Genomic DNA, 20,467 nt, shown 5'->3' with positions numbered 1-20,467 from the left:
GGCCGCCACGACCAGCAGCGACGCGCTGGCTGTTCGATCGGCGGGCGTCTCGATCTCGCCCAGTGCGCCGCGGGCGGCGGTCTAGTCCTCGCGCTCGGCGGACTGCTGGGTGGCCTGGGCCATGTCCGTGGTCAGCTCGTCGACCACCAGCAGGTCGTCGCGGATCTTGCGCGTGCGGTAGCCGGCCCGCCCGACCATGTGCGCGGCGACGGGTGCGGTGAGCATCTGGAACACGGCCACCAGCGCCAACGCCCAGACGGCACCCCCGGACCGCAGCCGCAGCGCGAGCCCGAGGAGCACGAGCACCAGCCCGAGCACCTGCGGCTTGGTGCCGGCGTGCATGCGCGAGAGCAGGTCGGGGAAGCGCAGCACGCCGACGCCGGCCGCGAACGCGAGGAACGCGCCGCCCAGCAGGCAGATGGCCGACGCGACGTCGGCGACCGTGTCCCAGGTCATCGGACCTCCCCGTCGTGGCGCTCGTCGGCGTTCTCGCGGCGGCCCAGCCGGCGGGCCTCCTCGGCCTCGTCCTCCGCGGCGATCCGCTCGGCCTCCTCGGCGGCGATCTCCTCGCGGGTGCGCACGCGGCCCTCGCCCTCGGGCTCGACGGACGCGAAGCGGGCGATGGTCACCGACCCGACGAAGCCCACCATCGACAGGACGACGAGGATCGGCACCACGTCCGTGCGACGGTTGACGGCGGCGTAGATCGCCATCGCCGCGATCATCGTCGTGACCACGATGTCCAGGCCGACCGTCCGGTCCAGCATGGAGGGGCCCTTCTCCACGCGGATGATCGAGAGGGCCGCCCCGACGGTGAGCAGGACCCCGCAGATGATGACGACGACGGTCATGGTCGGCTCACCAGCCCTGCCGCCGCGAGCTCCTCGTCGGACGCGAACGCCCGCAGCACCCGCTCCTCCTGGTCGAGCACCGACTGCCGCGCCGCCTCGATGCCGCCGCTCTGGCGCACGTCGAGCACGTGCAGGTAGAGCTTGCCGGTGAGCCGGTGGGCCTCGACGACGAGCGAGCCGGGCACCAGCGACGTCAGCTCGGCGGTCATGGTCAGGTACAGGTCGGAGTGGCTGCGCAGCTGCACGCCGATCACCGCGCCACGCAGCTGGTAGCCGGGCCGCAGGGCGATGAGGCTGACCTCGAAGGACGCCCGCACCAGGTCGATCCCGAAGCGCGTGAACAGGCGGAGGATCCCCAGCGGCCGCAGGCGCCCGTGGAAGTCGATGGGGGCCATGCGCAGGCCGTTGGTGACCAGGAAGCCGATGATCAGGCCCGCGAGCACGTTGCCGACCGAGAGGTCGCCCCAGAGCAGGACCCAGACGACGGTCAGCCACAGGACGGTCGGCCACTGGGTGTGCCAGCGCATCCGGCGGTGGTGAGGAGTCACCCGTGCCCACCTCCGCTCGCCGCATCGGCCGACTCGCCCTGCCCGCGCTCGCCGTCCGGGAGGACCGCGTCGATGTACGGGGTGCGCGCCTCCAAGGATGCCGCCGCCCGGTCGGTGTAGCCGTACAGCGGCCCGGCGAAGAACGTGAGCGCCAGGCCGACGCCGACGAGCGCCGCGGTCGGGGCCACCATGCCGAACGGCAGGCGGACGGGCGGGCGCACCTCCTCGGGGGTCTGCCAGAACGCCTTGTTCCACGCCTTCACCAGCGCGTAGAGCGTGAGCAGCGAGGTGACGACGCCACCCGCGACCAGGATGTACGTCAACGTGGTCCCTTGTTGTACGCCGGCCTCCAGGAGTCCGACCTTGCCCAGGAACCCGGACAGCGGTGGGATCCCGGAGAGGTTCATGGCGGGCACGAAGAAGAGGATCGCCAGCAGCGGTGCCGCCTTGGCCAGACCGCCCAGCCGGGTCAGCGACGTGGAGCCGCCCGCACGCTCCACCAGGCCCACCACCAGGAACAGTGCGGTCTGGACGGTGATGTGGTGCACGACGTAGTAGATCGATGCCGAGTAGCCGGCCTGCGTCGACAGGGCGATGCCGAACACCATGTAGCCGATGTGGCTGACCAGCGTGAAGGAGAGCAGTCGCTTGATGTCGTCCTGCGCGACCGCGCCGAGGATGCCGACGAGCATCGTCGCCAGGGCGGCCCACATGAGCACGTCGTCGAGCTGGCCACCCGGGAACAGCAGCGTCTGCGTGCGGATGATCGCGTAGACGCCGACCTTGGTGAGCAGGCCGGCGAACACCGCGGTGACCGGTGCGGGTGCGGTCGGGTAGGAGTCCGGCAGCCACGCAGACAGCGGGAAGATGGCCGCCTTGATGGCGAACGCGAGCAGCAGCATCACCTGCAGGACCAGCCGGACGCCCGGGTCGATGTCGGGCAGGCGGAGGGCCAGCTGTGCCATGTTCACCGTGCCGCACGCGGCGTAGATCATCGCGATCGCGACGAGGAACAGCACCGAGCTCAGCAGGGCGACGACGATGTAGACCGTCCCCGCGCGGATGCGGTCGCCGCTGCCGCCCAGCGTGATGAGCACGTAGGACGCCGCGAGCAGCACCTCGAAGCCGACGTAGAGGTTGAACAGGTCCCCCGACAGGAAGGCGTTGGCGACGCCGGCGGCCAGCACCAGGTAGGTCGGGTGGTAGATCGAGACCGGAGCGGACTCCTCGTCGTCCTGCTGACCCTGCGCGAGCGAGTAGAGCAGGACGCAGAGCGTGACCGCCGCGGAGATGGTGAGCATGAGCGCGGAGAGCCGGTCCGCGACGAGGTTGATCCCCACCGGCGCGGCCCAGTCGCCGACGTCGACGACCACCGGACCGTCGTCGGCAAGCACGAGCAGGGTGATCGAGGCCGCCAGCACCAGGCTGAGCGCCGTGACGCTGACGAGCCGCTGGAGGTTCGGGCGGCGGTAGAGCGCGAGCGCGAGGCCTGCGGAGAACAGCGGGATGACGACGGGAAGCGGGACGACCCAGCTCACAGGGCACCCCGATCCGTCTCGTCGCGGGCCTCGGCGGCCTCGTCGTCGAGCGACTCGCCGGTTCCCTCGGTGTCGGCGTCGGTCGTGGCCCGCTCGTCGCGCGCGGCGAGCCGGGCGATGCGGCGGTCCTCGACGTCGTCCTGCACCTCGTCGTGCTGGTGCAGCTGCCACGAGCGGTACGCCAGCGCGAGCAGGAACGCAGTCATGCCGAGCGTGATGACGATCGCCGTGAGCACCATGGCCTGCGGCAGCGGGTCGGACATCGGCCCCTCGCCCGACCCGACGATCGGCGGCCGGCCCGCGGCGCCGCCGGCGACGAGGAACAGAAGGTTGGCGCCGTTCCCGATGAGGATCACGCCGATCAGGACGCGGCTCAGCGACCTCTCCAGCAGGAGGTAGACGCCCGTCGCGAACAGCACGCCGATGGTGACGACGAGGACGAGGTTGGGGCTCATGTCGATCATCGAGCACCGCCGTCGTTGCTCGACCGAGCGCTGTAGGCGGTGATCCGCTCGGACGCGCCCACGCCGACCGGGTCCTCGCCCGTCTCGGCGCGACGGTCGATCTCCGCCCCGAGGCTGCGCAGGATGTCGAGCACCAGGCCGACGACGACGAGGTACACGCCGACGTCGAAGAACAGGCTCGTCACCAGATGGAGGTCGCCGATGAGCGGGAGGTGGATGTCCCAGATCCACGACTCGAGCACCGACCCACCGACCAGCAGCGCGACGACGCCGACACCGGCCGACAGGAACAGCCCGAGGCCGAGCAGCAGGCCGGCCTGGACCGGTGCCGCCTCGCCGAGCTCGTACCGGCCGCCCGCGAGGTAGCGCACGATGAGCGCGATCCCGGTGACCAGGCCCGCCGCGAAGCCGCCGCCGGGCGCGTTGTGGCCGCTGAACAGGAGGAACACCGAGTAGACGATCATCGTGTGGAAGAGCAGCCGGACGACGACCTCGAAGACGATGGACCGCCGCTGCGGGGCGAGCGTCCGGCCCGCCTGCAGCCACTCGCGGTCGCGCGCAGCGCTGGACGGGACGTCGCCCTCGTCGTCGGCCGGCGGCCGGACCCGCAGCGCAGCGGCCGGGTCGCTCGACCCGCCCCACACCGCGCGGTCGCGCTTGGCGTCCTGCGCCCGGAAGATCGCGCCCGTCCGTCGGGAGAGGAAGACGAGCGACGCGACGCCGGTGGCCGCGACCAGCAGGACCGAGATCTCGCCCATCGTGTCCCAGGCCCGGATGTCGACCAGGGTCACGTTGACGATGTTCTTGCCGCCGCCCCAGGTCACGGCCTCGTCGGCGAAGTCCTTGGAGACGGGCAGCTCAAGGCGTGCACCGGGCGCGACGAGCGCGACGCCGGCCACGACGAACCCGACCGCCAGCCCGATCCCGAGCCGCACCCACCGGCTGGCCACCAGGGGACGGTCGGAGAAGTACGGGGGCAGGCGTCGCAGCACCAGGACGAAGACCACGAGCGTGACGGTCTCGACGAGCACCTGCGTGAGCGCTAGGTCGGGCGCGCCGTGCAGCAGGTACAGGCCGGCCATCGCGTAGCCGCCGATGCCCAGCAGGATCACGGCCTTGAGGCGTCGCCGCGCGCGGGTCACCAGCAGCGCGGACGCGATCGCCGCAGCCGCGAACACGAGCTGGGCGGGGTCGTCCCACACGACGTAGTCGTCGGGAAGCTGCGTGCCGACGAGCAGCGGGCCACCCACCGCGACGACGAACACCATGAGGATCAGGCCGAGGTAGGTGGGCAGCGAGCCGCGCTGGGTGACGGCGGTGACGTCGGCGGCCACGTCGTCGAGGCGGCGCATGAACCGGCGGTAGACGTGGTCGGCCTCGGGGCCTCGATAGCGGTGCGACTGCCACCGCTCGACGCGGTCGCGCACCACGAACAGCAGCGCGCCGGACAGCAGGATCGCCAGGGTCAGCACGAAGGCCGGCGTGATCCCGGCCCACAGGGCCAGGTGCCCGGGCTCGCCCTCGGGGTAGGTGTCCGCGTATGGGAGCAGCAGGTGCTCGCCGAGCTGCGGCAGGAGCGCCACCGCGAGCCCGAGCACGCCGAGGATCATCGCGGGCCAGACCAGCAGCAGCGACGGGTGGCTGATCGGCGCCGGAGCCGCATCCTCCTGGCCGCCTGCGTGCAGCGAGACGCCCGGGGCGTTCTCGGTGACGCCCGCGGGGACCACCGCGTTCTTCGTCGCGAAGGCCCCCCACCACAGCCGCAGCCCGTACGCGACGGTCAGTGCCGAGCCGACGGCCACCGCCGCCAGGATCACCGGGTCGTGGTGCAGAGCCTCGAGCGCCGACTCCTTGGCCACGTACCCCGCGAACGGGATCAGGCCGATCATGCTCGCGGTCGCCAGGGCGCCGGCCAGCGCGGTGAGCGGCAGCACGCGGCCCACGCCGCTGAGCCGCCGCAGGTCACGCGTGCCGGTCGCGGCGTCCACCACGCCGACGACGAGGAACAGGGCAGCCTTGAACATCGCGTGCGCGCCGAGCATCGCCAGGCCCGCGAGCGCCGCGGCCCGTGTCCCGAGGCCCACCAGCAGGATGATGAGGCCGAGCTGGCTGACCGTACCGAACGCGAGGATCAGCTTCAGGTCGTGCTGGCGCAGCGCCCGGTACCCGCCGAGCAGCAGGGTGCCGCACCCGAGCACGACGACGATCCAGTGCCACGTCGGGTCCAGCGAGTACGCGGGCGCGAACCGGGCGACGAGGTAGACACCAGCCTTCACCATCGCGGCCGCGTGCAGGTAAGCGGACACGGGCGTGGGGGCGGCCATCGCCGCGGGCAGCCAGAAGTGGAACGGGATGAGCGCGGACTTGGTGATCGCCCCGGCCAGCAGGCACACGATGGCGACGGTCACCGCGGCGGTTCCCTGCGGCGGGTGCGCGATCACCTCCGACAGCCGGTAGGTGCCCGCGGCCTCGCCCAGCAGGATGATCCCGACGAGCATCGCCAGGCCGCCCGCGGTCGTGATGACGATCGCCTGCATGGCGGCGCGACGGCTCGCCTTGCGTTCCGCGTAGTGCCCGATGAGCAGGTACGACGTGACGGTGGTGAGCTCCCAGAAGACGAAGAGCATCAACATGTCGTCGGCCGTGACCAGCCCGAGCATCGCCCCCTCGAACGCGACGAACACCGCCGCGAACCGGCCCAGCCCGCTCGCGCTCGTCGTGAAGTAGGCCGAGCAGTAGACGAGGACGAGCGCGCCGACCCCGCCCACGATGAGCGTCATCAGCCACGACAGCGTGTCCAGGCGGAACGTCAGCTCGATGCCCAGCGACGGGATCCACTCGACGCTATGCGTGGGACCGTCACCGCGCTGGACGGCCGACGTCCAGCTGAGCGCCCACACCGCCGCGCTGGCCGGTGCGAGCGCGAGGACCCAGAACGCCTTGCGACCCATGAGCCGGACGAGAGCGGGCGCGACGAGGGCGGCAACCACCTGGATGGCGAGAAGCAGCAGCAACGTCCGGCTCCGTCCTGTGGGGGCGGGGTCTGGGTCTGACTATGGGTCGATCTGTGGGCCGTTCTTGAACGCAGGGACAGGCATGCACGGCGAACGCGGTCAGCGCCCCCGTGATGCACAGCGGATTGGTGCCACCCTATCAACGCGCTCGAGGCAACCGTTTCCCGAGGCCCGTCCGCGGCTCCCTCGCCAGACGGGCGCAAGGTCGTGCGACGCGGGCGCGGGCGCCAGTAGCGTGGCGGCCGTGGATGCGCTGCAGATCGTGTGCCTCGGGATCGTCGTCGTCGCGACGTTGGTCGGCGTCGGCGTCTTCGCGCGCGGGGTCGCCGCGATCGTGCGGACCGTGCGGGTGGGGCGGGCGCTCGGCGGGAGGTGGACGCCGGTCGGGCCGCGGACGCGGACCCTGGTCCGAGAGGTCTTCGGGCACGGACGGTTCCAGCACCGGCCCGTGGTCAAGGTGGCGCACTGGGTCGTGATGATCTCGTTCCCGCTGCTCTTCGTCGCGCTGGTCACGGGCTACGGGCAGGTCGTCGATCCGACGTTCACGCTGCCGATCCTGGGAAGCCTCGCGCCGCTGGAGTGGGCCATCGAGGCGTTCGCCTGGGCGGCGCTGGTCGGCATCGTCGCGCTGATCGTGCTGCGGATCCGGCTGCTGCCCCGGGAACCGGATCCGAGGAGGTCGCGGTTCTTCGGGTCGCACCAGCTGCGCGCGTTCTACGTCGAGGGCACCGTGCTCGCCGTGGTCCTGGCGGTGATCGTGATCCGCGCGCTGGAGTACGCGCTGGGTGCCGGGAGCGCCTGGCACTATCCGCTCACGGCGTGGCTGGGGTCGTCTCTCACGGGGGTTCCGACGACGACGCTCGAGGCCGCCGTGGTCGTCGTCGCGACCGTGAAGATCGTGGTGTCGATGTCGTGGTTCGTGGTCATCGGGCTGCAGCCGACCATGGGTGTCGCGTGGCACCGGTTCCTCGCCGTGGTGAACGTCTACGCGCGTCGCGACGCCGACGGGTCCGTGGCCCTCGGTCCGCTCCAGCCGCTGCGCACGCCCGACGGCGCGGTCATCGACCTCGCAGCGCTGGAGGACCTGCCCGACGACGCACGCCTGGGCGTCGGGGCGATCGAGGACTTCACGTGGAAGGGCCTGCTCGACTTCTCGACGTGCACCGAGTGCGGCCGCTGCCAGGACCAGTGCCCGGCGTGGGCGACCGGCAAGCCGCTGAGCCCGAAGCTGGTGACGCTGGCGCTGCGCGACCACGCCGCGGCCACGGCTCCCTACCTCCAGGCGGGCCTCCCCCAGCCCGACGAGTCCCACGCCGGCATCGACCTGCTGGGCGGCGGCATCATCGACCCCGACGCCCTGTGGGCCTGCACCAGCTGCGGCGCGTGCGTCCAGCAGTGCCCGGTCGACATCGAGCACGTCGACGCGATCGTGGACATGCGCCGCTACCAGGTGCTCATGGAGTCGGCGTTCCCGAAGGAGCTCGGCGGCACGTTCACCAAGCTCGAGCGCCAGGGCAACCCGTGGGGCCTGCCCGCGCGGCAGCGGCTCGCCTGGGCCAAGGGACTGGACTTCGACGTGCCGGTGGTCGGGGTGGACGTCGAGTCGGCCGCGGAGATCGAGTACCTGTTCTGGGTGGGCTGCGCGGGTGCCTACGAGGACCGCGCGATCCGCACGACGAAGGCCGTCGCCGAGCTGCTGCACACGGCCGGCGTGAGCTTCGCGGTGCTGGGCGACGGGGAGTCCTGCACCGGCGACCCGGCACGCCGCGCGGGCAACGAGATCCTGTTCCAGATGCTCGCGAGCGCCAACGTCGAGATGCTCAACGAGGTCGGGGCCCAGCGGATCGTCGTGACCTGCGCGCACTGCTTCAACACGATCAGCCGCGAGTACCCGCAGCTGGGCGGTCGCTACGAGGTGGTGCACCACACCGAGCTCCTGAACACGCTGGTCGCGGACGGCCGGCTCACACCGCTGCCCACGGACGACGCGCGCAGGATCACCTACCACGACCCCTGCTACCTCGGGCGGCACAACCAGGTCTACGCCCCGCCGCGCGACCTGCTCGGCGCGATCCCGGGCCTGACGGTCACGGAGATGCCGCGCAACAAGGAGCAGTCGTTCTGCTGCGGCGGCGGCGGCGCGCGCGTCTGGATGGAGGAGACCATCGGCACGCGGATCGGCACGGCCCGCGCGGAGGAGGCCCTCGCCACCGGCGCCACGACGATCGCGACCGCGTGCCCGTTCTGCACGGTCATGCTCACCGACGGCGTCGCGGCGGCCGGCGGCGGCGCCGAGGTGTCCGACATCGCCGTCCTGCTGCTCGACCGCGTCCGCGAGAAGCCCTGACCAGGCTCGCTGCCACGACGTCGTCGACAACCGGGACGTGGGGGCCGACCCTGGGCCACGATGGTCGTCGTCGACAACCGATCTCAGGAGGTACCCCGTGTCCGAGCATCTCGGCCCGCGCGACACCGAGACCCGGCGGCAGGATGCGCTCTATCGCCTCGGCCACGACGTCGACGGCTGGGTCGCGACGACGGACACGGACACCGGCACCCCGCGCCTGACCCCGCTGTCGTTCCTGTGGCACGAGGACGCCCTGCTCTTCGCGACGACGACGAGCAGCCCGACGGGCCGCAACCTCGCTGCGAACCCGGTGGTGCAGGTCGGGGTCGGCCTCACCCGGGACGTCGTGCTCGTGCGCGGAACCGTCGACGTCACCGCAGCGAGCGACCTCGATCCCACACTCGGCGACGCGTTCGCCGCCAAGGCGGGCTTCGATCCTCGTCGGCAGACCGAGCTCTACTCCTACTTCCGCGTCACGCCCGGGAGCATCCAGGTGTGGCGCGAGGAGGACGAGCTGGCCGGCCGCTGGATCATGCGCGACGGGACGTGGGTCCAGGCAGGACCTCAGTCCGTCCGGTAGCCGTCCTGCTTCGCGAACTTGGCGTTGTGCAGCGTGTCGATCTCGTCCATCAGGGGCTTGAACACGGAGCACCAGCTGAACTCGTACCGCTTGTCGTCAGCGTCCTTGTCAAGCGCCATGTGCATCGCGAAGAGCTTGCCGTCACCGACGTGGTACCAGTGGGTGTGGATCGGGTGCCACGTGCCGTCACCGTCGAACTGCATGCTGAGGAACCCGGTCATGGCCTGCCTGTCGGTGTTCTCCTGCGCGTTGGGGTTCGCGCTGGTCCGCCCGAAGGGTTTGGCGTAGTCGTCGATCACGATCTTCGGTTTCGTTCCCGCCTCGAAGTGCGCGATCGCTCGCAGGGCGATCAGCTGGCCCTCCTCGTCCATGCGCTGCGTGTTCCGGTACTCCATGATCAGCTCGGCGTGCCGGGGGAGATCCGTGTCGAGCACCTTCAGCTTCAAGGTCTCGCTCAGGGCGAGCGGAGTGTCCTTGAACCTCTCGCACAGCGTGAGCGTCTCCTCGAGCGTGTACACGGGATCCGGCTCACGCAGGAGCGTCAGGAGGCCGGAGAACTTGGCGTCCTTGTCGAGGGCCAGGTTGTAGATCCGTGGGAACTCCTTCTCAGTCTTCTTGCCCAGGAGCCACGCGATTCCGTCGGCCGACGGCTGCGGCGTCCAGGCCCAGGACGCTTGGAGGAGCGCTCTGGCCATGTCCGGCGTGTACTCCGTCCCTGCGAGCGGCAGGCCCGCGGCGAGCGCCAGACCGACGGTTCCGGTCGCACCGGTGAGGTGCGCCAGAGCCAGGAATCCAGGGACGGACGCGGCCGGGATCAGGTCCGACGCCGCCGTCTTGCCGTGGACGGGGTACTGGATGGCCGCCAGCACGGACGCGGCTGGGACCCCCTTGAGGATCAGGGCCTTGACGATGTCCGCGGCGACGATCAGCTCGTCTCCACCGAGGAACGTGAGCCGTGTGTTGACCTCGGGGCTCGCGCCCGACTTCTTGACCCCGGCGCGGACCACGTCGTCCTTGGCCTGCTGCTCGGCCTTCGCCTTGTCCTCAGCCAGCGTCTTCGCCTTCGACTCCTCGGCGACCTTCTGCTCGTACTTGGCCTTCCGCTCCTGGTCCTTGGCCGCCTTCCGCTCCTGCTCGGTGAGCTTCCGGGGCTTGGAGCTCGTCTTCGTCGTCGCGACCTCGACGACCGGTTCCAGGGCTGCCTGCGCCAGCGCGACGCACTCGTCGGCGATCTCGGTCAGCCGCACGCCGTAGTCGATCGCGGGCTGCACGACCTTGCTGCGGTCGTCGACGTCGACGTACCCGTCCCACTGCTCGAAGAAGTCCTCGATCTTCTCGAGCTCCGCCAGACCGGCCACCCGCGCACTCTCCGGCTCCAGGGCCTCGATCGTCTCCCTGGCGTCCGCGATCGCCTGCTCGTAGCTCCTCGAGGCCTCGACCGCCTTGGCCAGTGCGGGGTCGACCTTGCCCTTCTTCTCCTCCGCCGTGGGCGCGAAGCTGAAGACGCGACGGATGACCGGCGCGGGCGTCCGGCGAAGTCGCGAGAGCCCCGAGCCGATGTCCGACCCGCGCGCAGGGTCGGCGTCGACCGCGTGCCGCCGCAACGTGGCCAGCACGGTCTCGGCCATCGCGTCCGCGGCGGCCTCCGCCGGGTCCGCGGCATGCCCGATCGTCGGCGCCGAGCCCGAGGCCGACAGGCGCACCCCCGACCTCGCCTGCACCACGTGCGCCAGCTCGTGCGCGAGCAGGCGCTGCCCGCTCTGCGTGCCCGGGGCGTAGGAGCCCTGCGTGAAGTAGATGTCCTGGCCGTGGGTGAACGCGGTGGCCTGCAGGGAGCGGGAGATCTGGTCGGCCTCCGGGTCCGCGTGCACCCGCACCGTGCTCAGGTCCGCGCCCATCGCCTCGCCCATGGGCCCGGCGACCGACTCGGGCAGCCGCGTACCGGCACCGCGGAGCCGTTCCAGGGCCGACGCCGTCTCGGGCACCACGGCCGTCCCACCCAGCGCGTCGTCCGCGTCGGTCAGTCGGCGGACCGGGTGCACCAGGCCGGAGAGCGGGAACGGGGACCGCGGGCCCGCAACGACCGCCACGGCCGACGGCGCCGGCCGTGACCGCTCGACGGGCTCACGGCTGTGGATGCGTGCGGAACGGTCGATCGGCATGTCATGCCCCCTGGTGGCGCGTCACACCGGAGGATGACGCTGCTCAGCAGTCTCCGCCGCATCCGCGGCCGGGGCAATGGTCGTCCCTGCCCGGTTCAGCGGTCGTAGGCCCACGTGCGGTCGGTGAGCATGCGGGCGATGGCCAGGCCGATGGCCAGCGACGCGACGACGAGCGCGGCCTCGACGCCGGCGGCGAGGGCTTCCACGGTGTCGCCGTTCGAGATGTGGAAGACGCTCTGGTAGGCGAGAACGCCGGGGACCATGATCGTCACCGCCGGCACGTAGACCGTGATCCGCGGGACGTCGAGCCGCGGCGCGACGGCGGCCGTGACCAGCCCGACCAGCAGCGCAGCCAGCGCCGCCGCGACCTGCGGGGGCACGTCCGTCCCGACCAGGTAGAGGCGCGGGACGTTGGCGACCATGCCGATCACGGCGGCCGCGAGCGCGATCCGCCACGGGCTGTTGAACATCAGGGCGAACCCGAGCACGCCGACGAAGCTCGCGACGAACCGCAGGGCGAGGAGCACGCCGGGCTCGAGCGCGGGGGCGGTCGGCGGGTCGGGGGTCAACCCGACGACCAGTGAGAGCGCCCAGACGGCGAGTGCCGCGGACGTCAGGACCATGAGCGCGTACGTCAGCCGGGCGACACCGGCCGAGAAGTCCATCTTCGCGAGGTCCAGGAAGCCGGTGACCAGCGGGAACCCTGGGATCAGGAAGAGCACCGCCGAGACGTAGCCCGCCTCGTGCGGCACGCCGGTGACGCCGACGAGCTCCAGCAGCGAGACGAACGCCAGGTACCCGAGGCACGCCACGAGAGCGCAGACCATCGTCGTCGCGAACGGGTTGAAGCGGCGGTGGACCATCGTGCGGCGCAGCGCCTGGCCGAGGAACGCCCCGAGGAAGACGCCGAGCACCTCGATCACGCCGCCGCTGTTCAGGAACGAGAACGCGGCGCAGGCGATCGCCGCCCAGAGCGCGTTGAGGACGAGGGGGTACAGCGGGGGCCGGGCCTCGAGGCGGTCCAGCGACGCCGAGACCTCGTCGACGGTCGCGCGACCCGTGGCGTCGAGGCGGCCGGCCAGGCGCTCGAGGGCGGCGAGCCGGTCGACGTTGATGCCGATGGAGCGGACCTCGGTCACCTCGGTGCGGAAGCTCGCGCCGCGGTGGGAGGTCGTCGTGATCTCGGTGAGCGTCACGTGCGCCTCGTGCCGCTCGATGCCCAGCGCCCGGGCCACCCGCGCCATGGACGCCTTGACCCGGTAGGAGCCGGTACCGGACGACAGGCTCAGCCGGCCGACGCGCAGCACGACGCCCGAGCGACGGATCAGCTCGAGCTCGTCGTCGTCCGGACGGGCGGTCACCGGACCATGCTCTCGTAGCGGGCCGTCCGGTCCATCACGCCGAGCCGGGGAGCGCGGCTGGCCGATCCGTCGAAATCGGGTCAAAACCACCCTTGACCGTGGTCATGGCCCGCTGAATACTCCGAGTAGTCGAGCCCTGCCGACGACGCACCGGTCCCGTTCAGCCCCCGCACCGATGCCGCCGGTCGGGCGCGCGGTCGCACTGTCGGGCACGCCTCGGATGCCGCCGGGGCCGGCCGACGAGCAGGCCGGGCGCCCGGCCGGCTTGCCTCAGAAGGCACGCGCGGGACGGCGGGAGTCAGTCCGAGCCGACGACGCGCAGCAGGCGCAGGAGCTCGGCCCGCTCCGGCTCCGAGAGTCGCGCCAGGCGGGCCGCGATGTGCTCGTGCCGCTGGTGGGCGGACGCCGCCAGCAGCGAGCGCCCGGCCGGGGTCAGCTCGACGAGCGTCGCGCGGCGGTCTGTCGGGTCGGGAAGGCGCCGGACCAGCCCGTCGGCCTCGGCCAGGTCGACCTTCGACGTCACAGACCGCGGGGCCACGCCGAGCGCGTCGGCCAACGCTCCGGGGCGCTGCGGACCGCCGCACCCGGCGAGCGTGCGCAGGAACCGCAGCTGCCCCGGGGCATGGGCCCCGGCCTCCCGTCGGACCCCGCGCAGGATCGCGTAGAGCAGCTCGAGGAGCTCCCCGGAAGCATCGGACCCGTGCTCGGTGTTCACACAGCAGAGGCTACCCGGTTGTGAGTCTGCAACATAGTGAGTTAACCTCAGCATTGCGCCAGGCCCCCAACAGGCGCACGCAAGGAGCGAACACATGTCGCAGTCAGCCCCCACGATGCGCGGCTTCTTCAAGGACCAGGCCGTCCGCGAGCACAAGCTCACCAAGGACACCCGCCGCCGGATCCTGCAGTTCGCGCGCCCGTACCGCGGCAAGCTCGCGATCTTCGTCGGCCTCATCGCGCTCGAGGCCGCCGCCGGTGCGGTCACCCCCCTGCTGTTCAAGAACCTCATCGACAACGGCATCACCGCGGGGAACACCGAGGTCGTGATCACCATCGCCGCCGCCGTCGCCGGCCTGGCGCTCCTCGGCGCGGGCCTGTCGGTCGCGGACCGCTGGGTGTCGTCCCAGGTGGGCGAGGGCCTCATCCTCGACCTGCGGACCGCCGTCTTCGACCACGTCCAGCGCATGCCGCTGGCGTTCTTCAGCCGCGCCAAGACCGGTGCGCTGGTGCAGCGGCTCAACGGCGACGTGCTCGGCGCGCAGCAGGCCTTCACCAGCACGCTGCAGAACGTCGTCAGCAACGCGCTGACCATCGTGTTCGTCCTCGCGGCGATGCTCAGCATGTCCTGGCAGCTGACCCTGCTGAGCCTGGTCCTGCTGCCCGCGTTCGTGCTCCCCGCCCGCTGGTTCGGCAAGAAGATCGCCAAGGTCACGCGCGAGAGCTACGAGCTCAACGCCGACGCCGCGCAGATCATGAACGAGCGGTTCAACGTGGCGGGCGCGCACCTGGTCAAGATCTTCGGCGACCCGCAGCGCGAGTCCGCCGCCTACGCGGCGCAGGTCGGTCGCGTCCGAGACATCGGCGTCACGCGCGCCCTGTACTCCACGTGGTTCCGGGTCGGGCTGACCACGCTCGCGTCGGTCGCCGTCGCGATCGTCTACGGCATCGGCGGCGTCATGGCCATCAACGGCCAGCTCACCGTCGGTGTGGTCGTCGCGCTGACCGCCTACCTCGGGCGCCTCTACGGCCCGCTCACCTCGATGTCCAACGTGCAGGTCGACATCATGACGGCCCTCGTCTCGTTCGAGCGGGTGCTCGAGGTCCTCGACCTGGAGCCGACGGTCGCGGACAAGGAGAACGCGAGCGACCTGACGATCCCCGTCAGGGCACAGGGAGCATCCGTCAGCCTCGACCACGTCGGCTTCCGCTACCCCAGCGCCGACGAGGTCTCGCTGGCGTCCCTGGAGTCCGTCGCGACCCTGACCAGGGAGGTCCACGAGGACACGCTCACCGACGTCAGCTTCGAGGTCCCCGCGGGCCACATGGTCGCGCTCGTCGGCCACTCGGGCGCGGGCAAGACGACGCTGTCGCAGCTGGTCACGCGCATGTACGACCCGACCCGCGGCTCGGTGAGGATCGCCGGGCAGGACCTGCGCGACGTCACGCAGGCGTCGCTGCGCGCCACGGTCGGCGTGGTCAGCCAGGAGGCCCACCTCTTCCACGACACCATCGCGGAGAACCTGCGCTACGCCCGCCCGGAGGCCACCGACGACGACATCGAGCGGGCGCTCGACCAGGCGCACATCGGCGCGCTGGTCCGGACGCTGCCCGACGGCATCCACACCGTCGTCGGCGACCGCGGCTACCGGCTGTCCGGCGGCGAGCGCCAGCGTCTGGCCATCGCGCGGATGCTGCTCAAGGCCCCGGACGTCGTGATCCTCGACGAGGCTACCGCGCACCTCGACTCCGGGTCCGAGGCCGCCGTCCAGGCCGCGCTCGACGTCGCGCTGACGGGCCGCACGAGCATCGTCATCGCGCACCGCCTGTCGACCATCCGGCAGGCCGACTCGATCGTCGTCCTGGAGCAGGGCCGGGTGATCGACCAGGGCACGCACACCGAGCTGCTCGCCCGCGGCGGCGTCTACGCGGAGCTGTACCGGACGCAGTTCGCACCGGCGGAGGTCACCGGTACCGTCGCCGCATGATCGGACGCATCGACGAGGTGGTCTTCGACTGCGCCAACCCGCCCGCGCTGGCGGCGTTCTGGGCGCAGGTGCTGGGGGGCGAGGCCAAGGGTCGCGACGACGACTGGTGGTACGTCGACCCGCCCGGCTGGACGCGCGTCGCGTTCCAGCGGGTCCCCGAGGGCAAGGCCGTGAAGAACCGCGTGCACCTGGACGTCGAGGTCGCCGACATCGCCGCGGCCACGGTCGAGGCGGAGGCGCTCGGGGCCGTGCGGCAGGGCGAGCTCCACGCCGACACCGCCGGGTCGTTCCAGGTGCTCCTCGACATCGAGGGCAACGAGTGGTGCGTGGTCAAGCCCGCGTGACCACCGATCCGCGCTCCGATCCCCGGACAGAGGACGCCTTCGCGCTCCTGTACGCCGAGACCTACGGCCGCATCGTCCGCTACGCGGCGCGCCGGGGTGCCGGCAACCCCGCCGACGTGGCGCAGGGCGTGTTCCGCCTCGCGTGGACCGCCGCCCAGCACGACGTCCCGGTGACGCTCGGCTGGCTGGTCGGGGCCGCGGACAGCCTGCTCCCCCGCAACGAGAACGGCCTCGAGCGGACCGTGCTGCGGATGCGGTTCTGGGACGGGCTGAGCATCACCGAGATCGCGACGGTGACCGGCCAGTCCCGCATGCAGGTCCAGCGGACGCTGAGCGCGGCGCGGCGCGTGCCCGGCGAGCCCAACCCGGTACCCGAGGTCGAGGTGCCGCTGCCACCGCGTGCCTGGGACGAGCTGCGCGTCCTGACACCTCGGGCCGCGGCAGCCCTCGAGAACGCCCCGCCGCGACGCAAGCGCCTCGGCACGCCCGTACGCGTCGGCCTGGTCCTGGTCGGCCTCGCGATCGTCACGATGATCGCGCTCGCACCGCGGATGGCGCCGCCCGAGCTCGACGGCGTGCTCGACTTCCCGTTCTACACGTCGACCGCCCAGCTCGAGGACGCCTCGGACACGATCGTCCGCAGCACCCTGGTGACACTCGACGAGGGCACCGGCACGATCGAGGTCACGGCCACGGCGAAGGGCTCGTCGACCACGACGTTCACCTACGACGACCCCGCGGACGCACCGACCAGCGCCCTCGTCGTCGGCGACGAGTACGTCTTCCTGCTGGCCGACGGCGCGCTGGTGAACAGCGCCCAGGGCTTCTACGCGGTGCAGGACGGCACGGCGGTCCCGCAGACGACGAACACCGTCCCACTGTCGTCGGCCACCCTGCGGGCGCTGGGCCTGGAGTAGGGACGGAGCGCGAGGGGTTGCCGCGCTGAGCGGTCCGGACCAGGGTCGGAGCATGACCTTCTGGATCTGCCGCACGTGCGGCGTGGAGCACTCGTCCCGGCCCGACGTCTGCGCGATCTGCGCCGACGAACGCCAGTGGGTCCCCGCCTCCGGCCAGGCGTGGGCGACGCTCGAGGAGCTGGCGGACGAGGGCTACGTGGCGTCCCTGTCGCAGCTGGAACCGGACCTCTACGCGATCACAAGCACGCCCGGCGCGGGCATCGGCCAGCAGTCCAAGCTGGTCCGCACCCCCGCGGGCAGCGTGCTGTGGGACCCGATCGGCTTCCTTGACGACTCCGTGGTGAACGCGATCCGCACCCTCGGACCGGTGGTCGCGATCGTCGCGAGCCACCCGCACATGTACGGCGTGCAGGTCGAGTGGAGCCGGCGGCTGGGCGACCCGCAGGTCCTCGTCGCCGAGTCCGACGTGCACTGGCTGGGCCGGCTGGACCCCGTTGTCGGGACCTGGTCCGGCGAACGCGAGCTCCTGCCCGGCCTGACCCTCAGCCAGCCCGGCGGGCACTTCCCGGGCAGCGCGGTGCTGCACTGGGCGGCGGGCGCCGACGGGCGCGGCGTCCTGCTCTCGGGCGACACCGTCTTCGCCAACCCCGACCGGAAGTCCGTCGCGTTCATGCGCAGCTTCCCCAACCACCTGCCGCTGTCGGCCGCGGTGGTCGAGCGCGTGACCACCCACCTCGAACGGTTCGCGTTCGACCGGCTCTACGGCAACTTCGCGAACGTCATCGACCACGATGCGCGAGCGGTCCTGCGGGCGTCGGCGGACCGCCACATCGCCTGGGTCCGCGGCGACCACGACGACCTGACCTGAGTCAGACGATCGTCAGGCGCTCCAGGTACATCGCGTAGACGTCCCGCAGCGTCGCCGCGTACTCGACGTACCACTCCGTGAGCAGCCGGTCGGACTCCTTGAGCGCTTCCAGACGAAGGTCGACGGCCCGCTCGTGCAGCGACGCGAGCTTGTCGGGGATGCCGATCGGGTCGGGCCGCACCACGCCGTGCCGCACGAACGGCAGGACCATGTCGGCCACCCAGAGGTCCGCGAGCACGAGGTCGGCCTTGAAGTCGTCGTACGCCGGCTTGTGGCTCCCCGGCGGGAACGTCATGTCCCACCACCGGTCGACGGCGCTCACGAACTGCTCAGCACTCACCACCACGTGCGTGTCCCTTCATCGGAGCGGAAATCTAGGGTCGGGGCGCGTCCACGTCCAGGACCGCCGGATGGGCCCCGCCGCGGACGGCGAGCAGCTCGGCGAGCGCGGCGCCCTGCAGGGACAGGCCGGGGTGCTGGCGGCGCAGCTCGCGCGACGGGAAGAGCCGCACGTCGAGCGTCCGGCCGTCGCGCGTCCGGAACCGGATGCCCTGGGCGCTGCGCGTGCCGAGCACGGCGATGTCGCGCTCGTCGACCTCGACCACGGCGGCCCACCGCAGCGCGACGAACCGGTCGGTGCCGAACCACAGCTCGACCCCGTCCCGCCCGTAGAGCAGGTTCGCCGGTCCTGGCTTGGTGGTGCCGTTGGCGGTGAGGGTGGCGGACACCTCGGCGCTCGGGAAGGCGTGCAGCACCGCCCAGCCGGGACGACCGGCCGTCAGTGCGGCGACCTGCTCGGCCTGCGCGCGCTTGTTGCGCCGGACGAGCACGGCGATGAGGACGGCGAACAACGCGGCCGCGATCAGGATCCCGCCGAAGAAGGCCACGAGAGCGGTCGGCAGCCCGTCGGCCCCGAGCGCGCTCGCGGAGACGACCACGGCGAGCAGCCCGAGCAGTCCGCCGACGAGCAGGCCGGCGACCCGGACGACCTTCACGCTGCTGCAGCCCGCGCCGGCTGCCGCTCGGCGAGCACCAGCATCGTGATGATCGGGCCCACCATGCGTCTCACACGTCCTCCGGATCGACCAGGAAGTCGGCCTCGTCGGCGATCTCCCCGCCGACCGCGGCGTGGATCGCGCGTGCGAGCGCCTGCACCTGGGGGGCCGCTCGGGACCGGGCGACGCGGTGCTCGAACGACGGCCTCTCGGCCTCGAGCTCCTCGATGAACCGCGGCTCCCAGTGCACGCGGTACGCGACGATGCCGCGCGTCGTCCAGGGCAGCCCGCGCAGCATCGGCGGCAGCTCGCTCTCGGCGGCCGCCTCGACCGACAGGATCCCGTCGTGCTCGAGGTCCACGAGCACCCCGAACGCCTCGGCGGGCGGCGGCGCGGCCATCATCAGCTCGTCGTAGGCGGACGACTCGTCCATCAGGTGCTGACGCTCGGCCGCGTCCTGGACGCCGTACCGCTCGAGGGCATCGCGCAGACCGGACCCGCCGACCTCGGCGACCCAGCCGGGGCGGGGCTGGGAGTCCCGGCCGGCGCCGGGCAGCGGACCGTCCCAGGTGCCGGCGGCCTCGCTGAGGCGGGCGCGCGGGTGCACCTGCTGCACCGCCGCGAGCGTCTCGTCGGGCTCGAGCCACCGGTCGGAGTAGACGGTCAGGTCGATCGCGCCGTCGATGTCCGGGACGAGCACGATGCCGTTGTCACCGATGCGCAGGGCACCCCCGAGCCTGCGGGCCGCCGCGATGACCCACTGCAGCACCCGCTCCTCCTCGCGGACCGGCATGCCCTCGGGGAACGACCGCTTGAGTCCGTCGCGGTCGCCGCCCGGGTACGGCTTGGCGCCGCGCTCACGGGGGGCGACGACGACGTAGGCGTACGTCGACCACGACGGCAGTCCCAGGCTGACGGCGTCGTCTGCCTCCACCGCGTACGGCCCGGTGAGCGTGGACAGCCGGGCGATGCGCAGGGTGCGCGCGGGGGTCATGTTCGCGTTCACCGTGCGGATGCCCAGCGCGGCGGTCATCGGACCCATGATCCCGCGGGGCTGAGGGATCTCGCCCTCCTCCCAGCGCGCCTGCGGGAACCGGCTGACCGCGAGCACCTCGACCTCGTCGTCCCCCACGTCCTCGGGGAGCACGAGCAGGTGCTGGGTCTTCAGCCCCTTGGGCAGCCGCGGTGCGCTCATCAGACGTCCGTGCGGTGGAAGTTCTGCCAGGACCGCGACGCCGTCGGGCCGCGCTGGCCCTGGTAGCGCGAGCCGTACTGCGAGGAGCCGTAGGGGTGCTCGGACGCCGACGACAGCCGGAAGAAGCACATCTGGCCGATCTTCATGCCGGGCCAGAGCAGGATCGGCAGCGTCGCCACGTTGGACAGCTCGAGCGTCACGTGACCCGTGAAGCCGGGGTCGATGAACCCCGCGGTCGAGTGCGTGAGCAGCCCGAGCCGACCCAGCGACGACTTGCCCTCGAGCCGGGCGGCGATGTCGTCGGGAAGCGTCACGGCCTCGTACGTGGACCCCAGGACGAACTCGCCGGGGTGCAGCACGAACGACTCCCCGGCCTCGACCTCGACCAGGTGCGTGAGGTCCGGCTGGTCCATCGACGGGTCGATGTACGGGTACTTGTGGTTGTCGAAGAGCCGGAAGAACTTGTCCAGGCGCACGTCGATGCTCGACGGCTGGAGCATGGAGGCGTCGTAGGGCTCGAGGGCCACGCGGCCCGACTCGAGCTCGGCCCTGATGTCACGGTCGGAGAGCAGCACGGGGCC

The 20,467-nt window shown here is 71.8% G+C and carries 19 protein-coding genes; 6 read left to right on the top strand and 13 right to left on the bottom strand.

The window, feature by feature from the left end:
* Positions 1–81: 81 nt before the first annotated feature.
* The 6 genes from mnhG to AC1DZC_RS10755 are packed head-to-tail and all read right to left on the bottom strand — an operon-like array spanning position 82 to position 6,415.
* Positions 82–456, bottom strand: coding sequence for a monovalent cation/H(+) antiporter subunit G (gene mnhG, locus AC1DZC_RS10780; RefSeq protein WP_477037450.1), 375 nt, complete (start codon positions 454–456; stop codon positions 82–84).
* On the bottom strand, positions 453–851 hold the full coding sequence (locus tag AC1DZC_RS10775; protein WP_477037451.1) for an MrpF/PhaF family protein: 399 nt from the start codon (positions 849–851) through the stop codon (positions 453–455). Before AC1DZC_RS10775 ends, mnhG begins: the two co-directional genes overlap by 4 nt.
* Positions 848–1,399 carry a Na+/H+ antiporter subunit E gene (locus AC1DZC_RS10770; RefSeq protein WP_477043239.1) on the bottom strand — a complete coding sequence of 184 codons (552 nt, stop codon included), beginning with the start codon at positions 1,397–1,399 and terminating at the stop codon, positions 848–850. Before AC1DZC_RS10770 ends, AC1DZC_RS10775 begins: the two co-directional genes overlap by 4 nt.
* A complete protein-coding gene (locus tag AC1DZC_RS10765) occupies positions 1,396–2,937 on the bottom strand; it encodes a Na+/H+ antiporter subunit D (RefSeq protein ID WP_477037453.1) in 1,542 nt (513 codons plus the stop codon). The genes AC1DZC_RS10770 and AC1DZC_RS10765 overlap by 4 nt, the downstream gene beginning before the upstream one ends.
* On the bottom strand, positions 2,934–3,401 hold the full coding sequence (locus AC1DZC_RS10760) for a Na(+)/H(+) antiporter subunit C (RefSeq protein ID WP_477043238.1): 468 nt from the start codon (positions 3,399–3,401) through the stop codon (positions 2,934–2,936). Before AC1DZC_RS10760 ends, AC1DZC_RS10765 begins: the two co-directional genes overlap by 4 nt.
* Complete coding sequence (locus AC1DZC_RS10755) at positions 3,398–6,415, bottom strand: Na+/H+ antiporter subunit A (protein WP_477043237.1); 3,018 nt, start codon at positions 6,413–6,415, stop codon at positions 3,398–3,400. The genes AC1DZC_RS10760 and AC1DZC_RS10755 overlap by 4 nt, the downstream gene beginning before the upstream one ends.
* Before the next feature lie 244 nt (positions 6,416–6,659).
* Here AC1DZC_RS10755 and AC1DZC_RS10750 point away from each other — a divergent pair, with 244 nt between their 5' ends.
* Positions 6,660–8,762 (top strand): (Fe-S)-binding protein, encoded by a 2,103-nt coding sequence (locus AC1DZC_RS10750; RefSeq protein WP_477043236.1) that lies wholly within the window; start codon positions 6,660–6,662, stop codon positions 8,760–8,762.
* A 97-nt stretch (positions 8,763–8,859) separates the two neighbouring features.
* The gene (locus tag AC1DZC_RS10745) at positions 8,860–9,342 is read left to right on the top strand and encodes a pyridoxamine 5'-phosphate oxidase family protein (protein ID WP_477043235.1); all 483 of its coding nucleotides are present in this window, start codon (positions 8,860–8,862) and stop codon (positions 9,340–9,342) included.
* On the opposite strand, the gene AC1DZC_RS10740 is transcribed toward AC1DZC_RS10745, so the two are convergent.
* From AC1DZC_RS10740 to AC1DZC_RS10730, 3 genes are all read right to left on the bottom strand, one after another.
* Positions 9,327–11,504, bottom strand: a complete 2,178-nt coding sequence (locus tag AC1DZC_RS10740) for an eCIS core domain-containing protein (protein ID WP_477043234.1) — start codon at positions 11,502–11,504, stop codon at positions 9,327–9,329. The genes AC1DZC_RS10745 and AC1DZC_RS10740 overlap by 16 nt on opposite strands.
* A gap of 95 nt (positions 11,505–11,599) precedes the next feature.
* Positions 11,600–12,865 (bottom strand): threonine/serine exporter family protein, encoded by a 1,266-nt coding sequence (locus AC1DZC_RS10735; RefSeq protein ID WP_477043233.1) that lies wholly within the window; start codon positions 12,863–12,865, stop codon positions 11,600–11,602.
* A gap of 298 nt (positions 12,866–13,163) precedes the next feature.
* Positions 13,164–13,580 (bottom strand): MarR family winged helix-turn-helix transcriptional regulator, encoded by a 417-nt coding sequence (locus tag AC1DZC_RS10730; protein WP_477043232.1) that lies wholly within the window; start codon positions 13,578–13,580, stop codon positions 13,164–13,166.
* 94 nt (positions 13,581–13,674) lie between these two features.
* Between AC1DZC_RS10730 and AC1DZC_RS10725 the strand changes: the two genes are divergently transcribed.
* Genes AC1DZC_RS10725 through AC1DZC_RS10710 form a run of 4 tightly spaced genes read left to right on the top strand, consistent with a single transcriptional unit; the run spans position 13,675 to position 17,696 of the window.
* Positions 13,675–15,567 (top strand): ABC transporter ATP-binding protein, encoded by a 1,893-nt coding sequence (locus AC1DZC_RS10725; RefSeq protein ID WP_477043231.1) that lies wholly within the window; start codon positions 13,675–13,677, stop codon positions 15,565–15,567.
* Positions 15,564–15,911 (top strand): VOC family protein, encoded by a 348-nt coding sequence (locus tag AC1DZC_RS10720; protein WP_477043230.1) that lies wholly within the window; start codon positions 15,564–15,566, stop codon positions 15,909–15,911. Before AC1DZC_RS10725 ends, AC1DZC_RS10720 begins: the two co-directional genes overlap by 4 nt.
* A complete protein-coding gene (locus AC1DZC_RS10715) occupies positions 15,908–16,828 on the top strand; it encodes an RNA polymerase sigma factor (protein WP_477043229.1) in 921 nt (306 codons plus the stop codon). Before AC1DZC_RS10720 ends, AC1DZC_RS10715 begins: the two co-directional genes overlap by 4 nt.
* A 52-nt stretch (positions 16,829–16,880) precedes the next feature.
* Positions 16,881–17,696: an MBL fold metallo-hydrolase gene (locus AC1DZC_RS10710; protein ID WP_477043228.1), complete on the top strand. Its 816-nt coding sequence runs from the start codon at positions 16,881–16,883 to the stop codon at positions 17,694–17,696.
* Position 17,697: 1 nt separating this feature from the next.
* On the opposite strand, the gene AC1DZC_RS10705 is transcribed toward AC1DZC_RS10710, so the two are convergent.
* The 4 genes from AC1DZC_RS10705 to dcd all read right to left on the bottom strand — a co-directional run bounded on the left by AC1DZC_RS10705 (position 17,698) and on the right by dcd (position 20,461).
* Entirely contained in the window at positions 17,698–18,036 is a 339-nt protein-coding gene (locus AC1DZC_RS10705) for a hypothetical protein (protein ID WP_477043227.1), read from the bottom strand.
* Positions 18,037–18,070: 34 nt separating this feature from the next.
* Positions 18,071–18,691, bottom strand: coding sequence for a hypothetical protein (locus AC1DZC_RS10700; protein WP_477043226.1), 621 nt, complete (start codon positions 18,689–18,691; stop codon positions 18,071–18,073).
* A 70-nt stretch (positions 18,692–18,761) separates the two neighbouring features.
* Positions 18,762–19,886, bottom strand: a complete 1,125-nt coding sequence (locus tag AC1DZC_RS10695; protein ID WP_477043225.1) for a hypothetical protein — start codon at positions 19,884–19,886, stop codon at positions 18,762–18,764.
* Positions 19,886–20,461 (bottom strand): dCTP deaminase, encoded by a 576-nt coding sequence (gene dcd / locus AC1DZC_RS10690; RefSeq protein WP_477037468.1) that lies wholly within the window; start codon positions 20,459–20,461, stop codon positions 19,886–19,888. The genes AC1DZC_RS10695 and dcd overlap by 1 nt, the downstream gene beginning before the upstream one ends.
* Positions 20,462–20,467 lie beyond the last annotated feature (6 nt).

The sequence above is a fragment of the Cellulomonas sp. P2_B4 genome, assembly GCF_056404795.1.
Note: the sequence above shows the minus strand (reverse complement) of the source record. Positions and strands in the feature narration are given on the sequence as shown.

Excerpts from the sequence above, each read along its gene's own strand:
- mnhG (WP_477037450.1), bottom strand. The coding sequence starts at position 456 with ATGACCTGGGACACGGTCGCCGACGTCGCGTCGGCCATCTGCCTGCTG.
- AC1DZC_RS10775 (WP_477037451.1), bottom strand. The coding sequence starts at position 851 with ATGACCGTCGTCGTCATCATCTGCGGGGTCCTGCTCACCGTCGGGGCG.
- AC1DZC_RS10760 (WP_477043238.1), bottom strand. The coding sequence starts at position 3,401 with ATGATCGACATGAGCCCCAACCTCGTCCTCGTCGTCACCATCGGCGTG.
- AC1DZC_RS10740 (WP_477043234.1), bottom strand. The coding sequence starts at position 11,504 with ATGCCGATCGACCGTTCCGCACGCATCCACAGCCGTGAGCCCGTCGAG.
- AC1DZC_RS10725 (WP_477043231.1), top strand. The coding sequence starts at position 13,675 with ATGTCGCAGTCAGCCCCCACGATGCGCGGCTTCTTCAAGGACCAGGCC.
- AC1DZC_RS10720 (WP_477043230.1), top strand. The coding sequence starts at position 15,564 with ATGATCGGACGCATCGACGAGGTGGTCTTCGACTGCGCCAACCCGCCC.
- AC1DZC_RS10710 (WP_477043228.1), top strand. The coding sequence starts at position 16,881 with ATGACCTTCTGGATCTGCCGCACGTGCGGCGTGGAGCACTCGTCCCGG.
- AC1DZC_RS10695 (WP_477043225.1), bottom strand. The coding sequence starts at position 19,886 with ATGAGCGCACCGCGGCTGCCCAAGGGGCTGAAGACCCAGCACCTGCTC.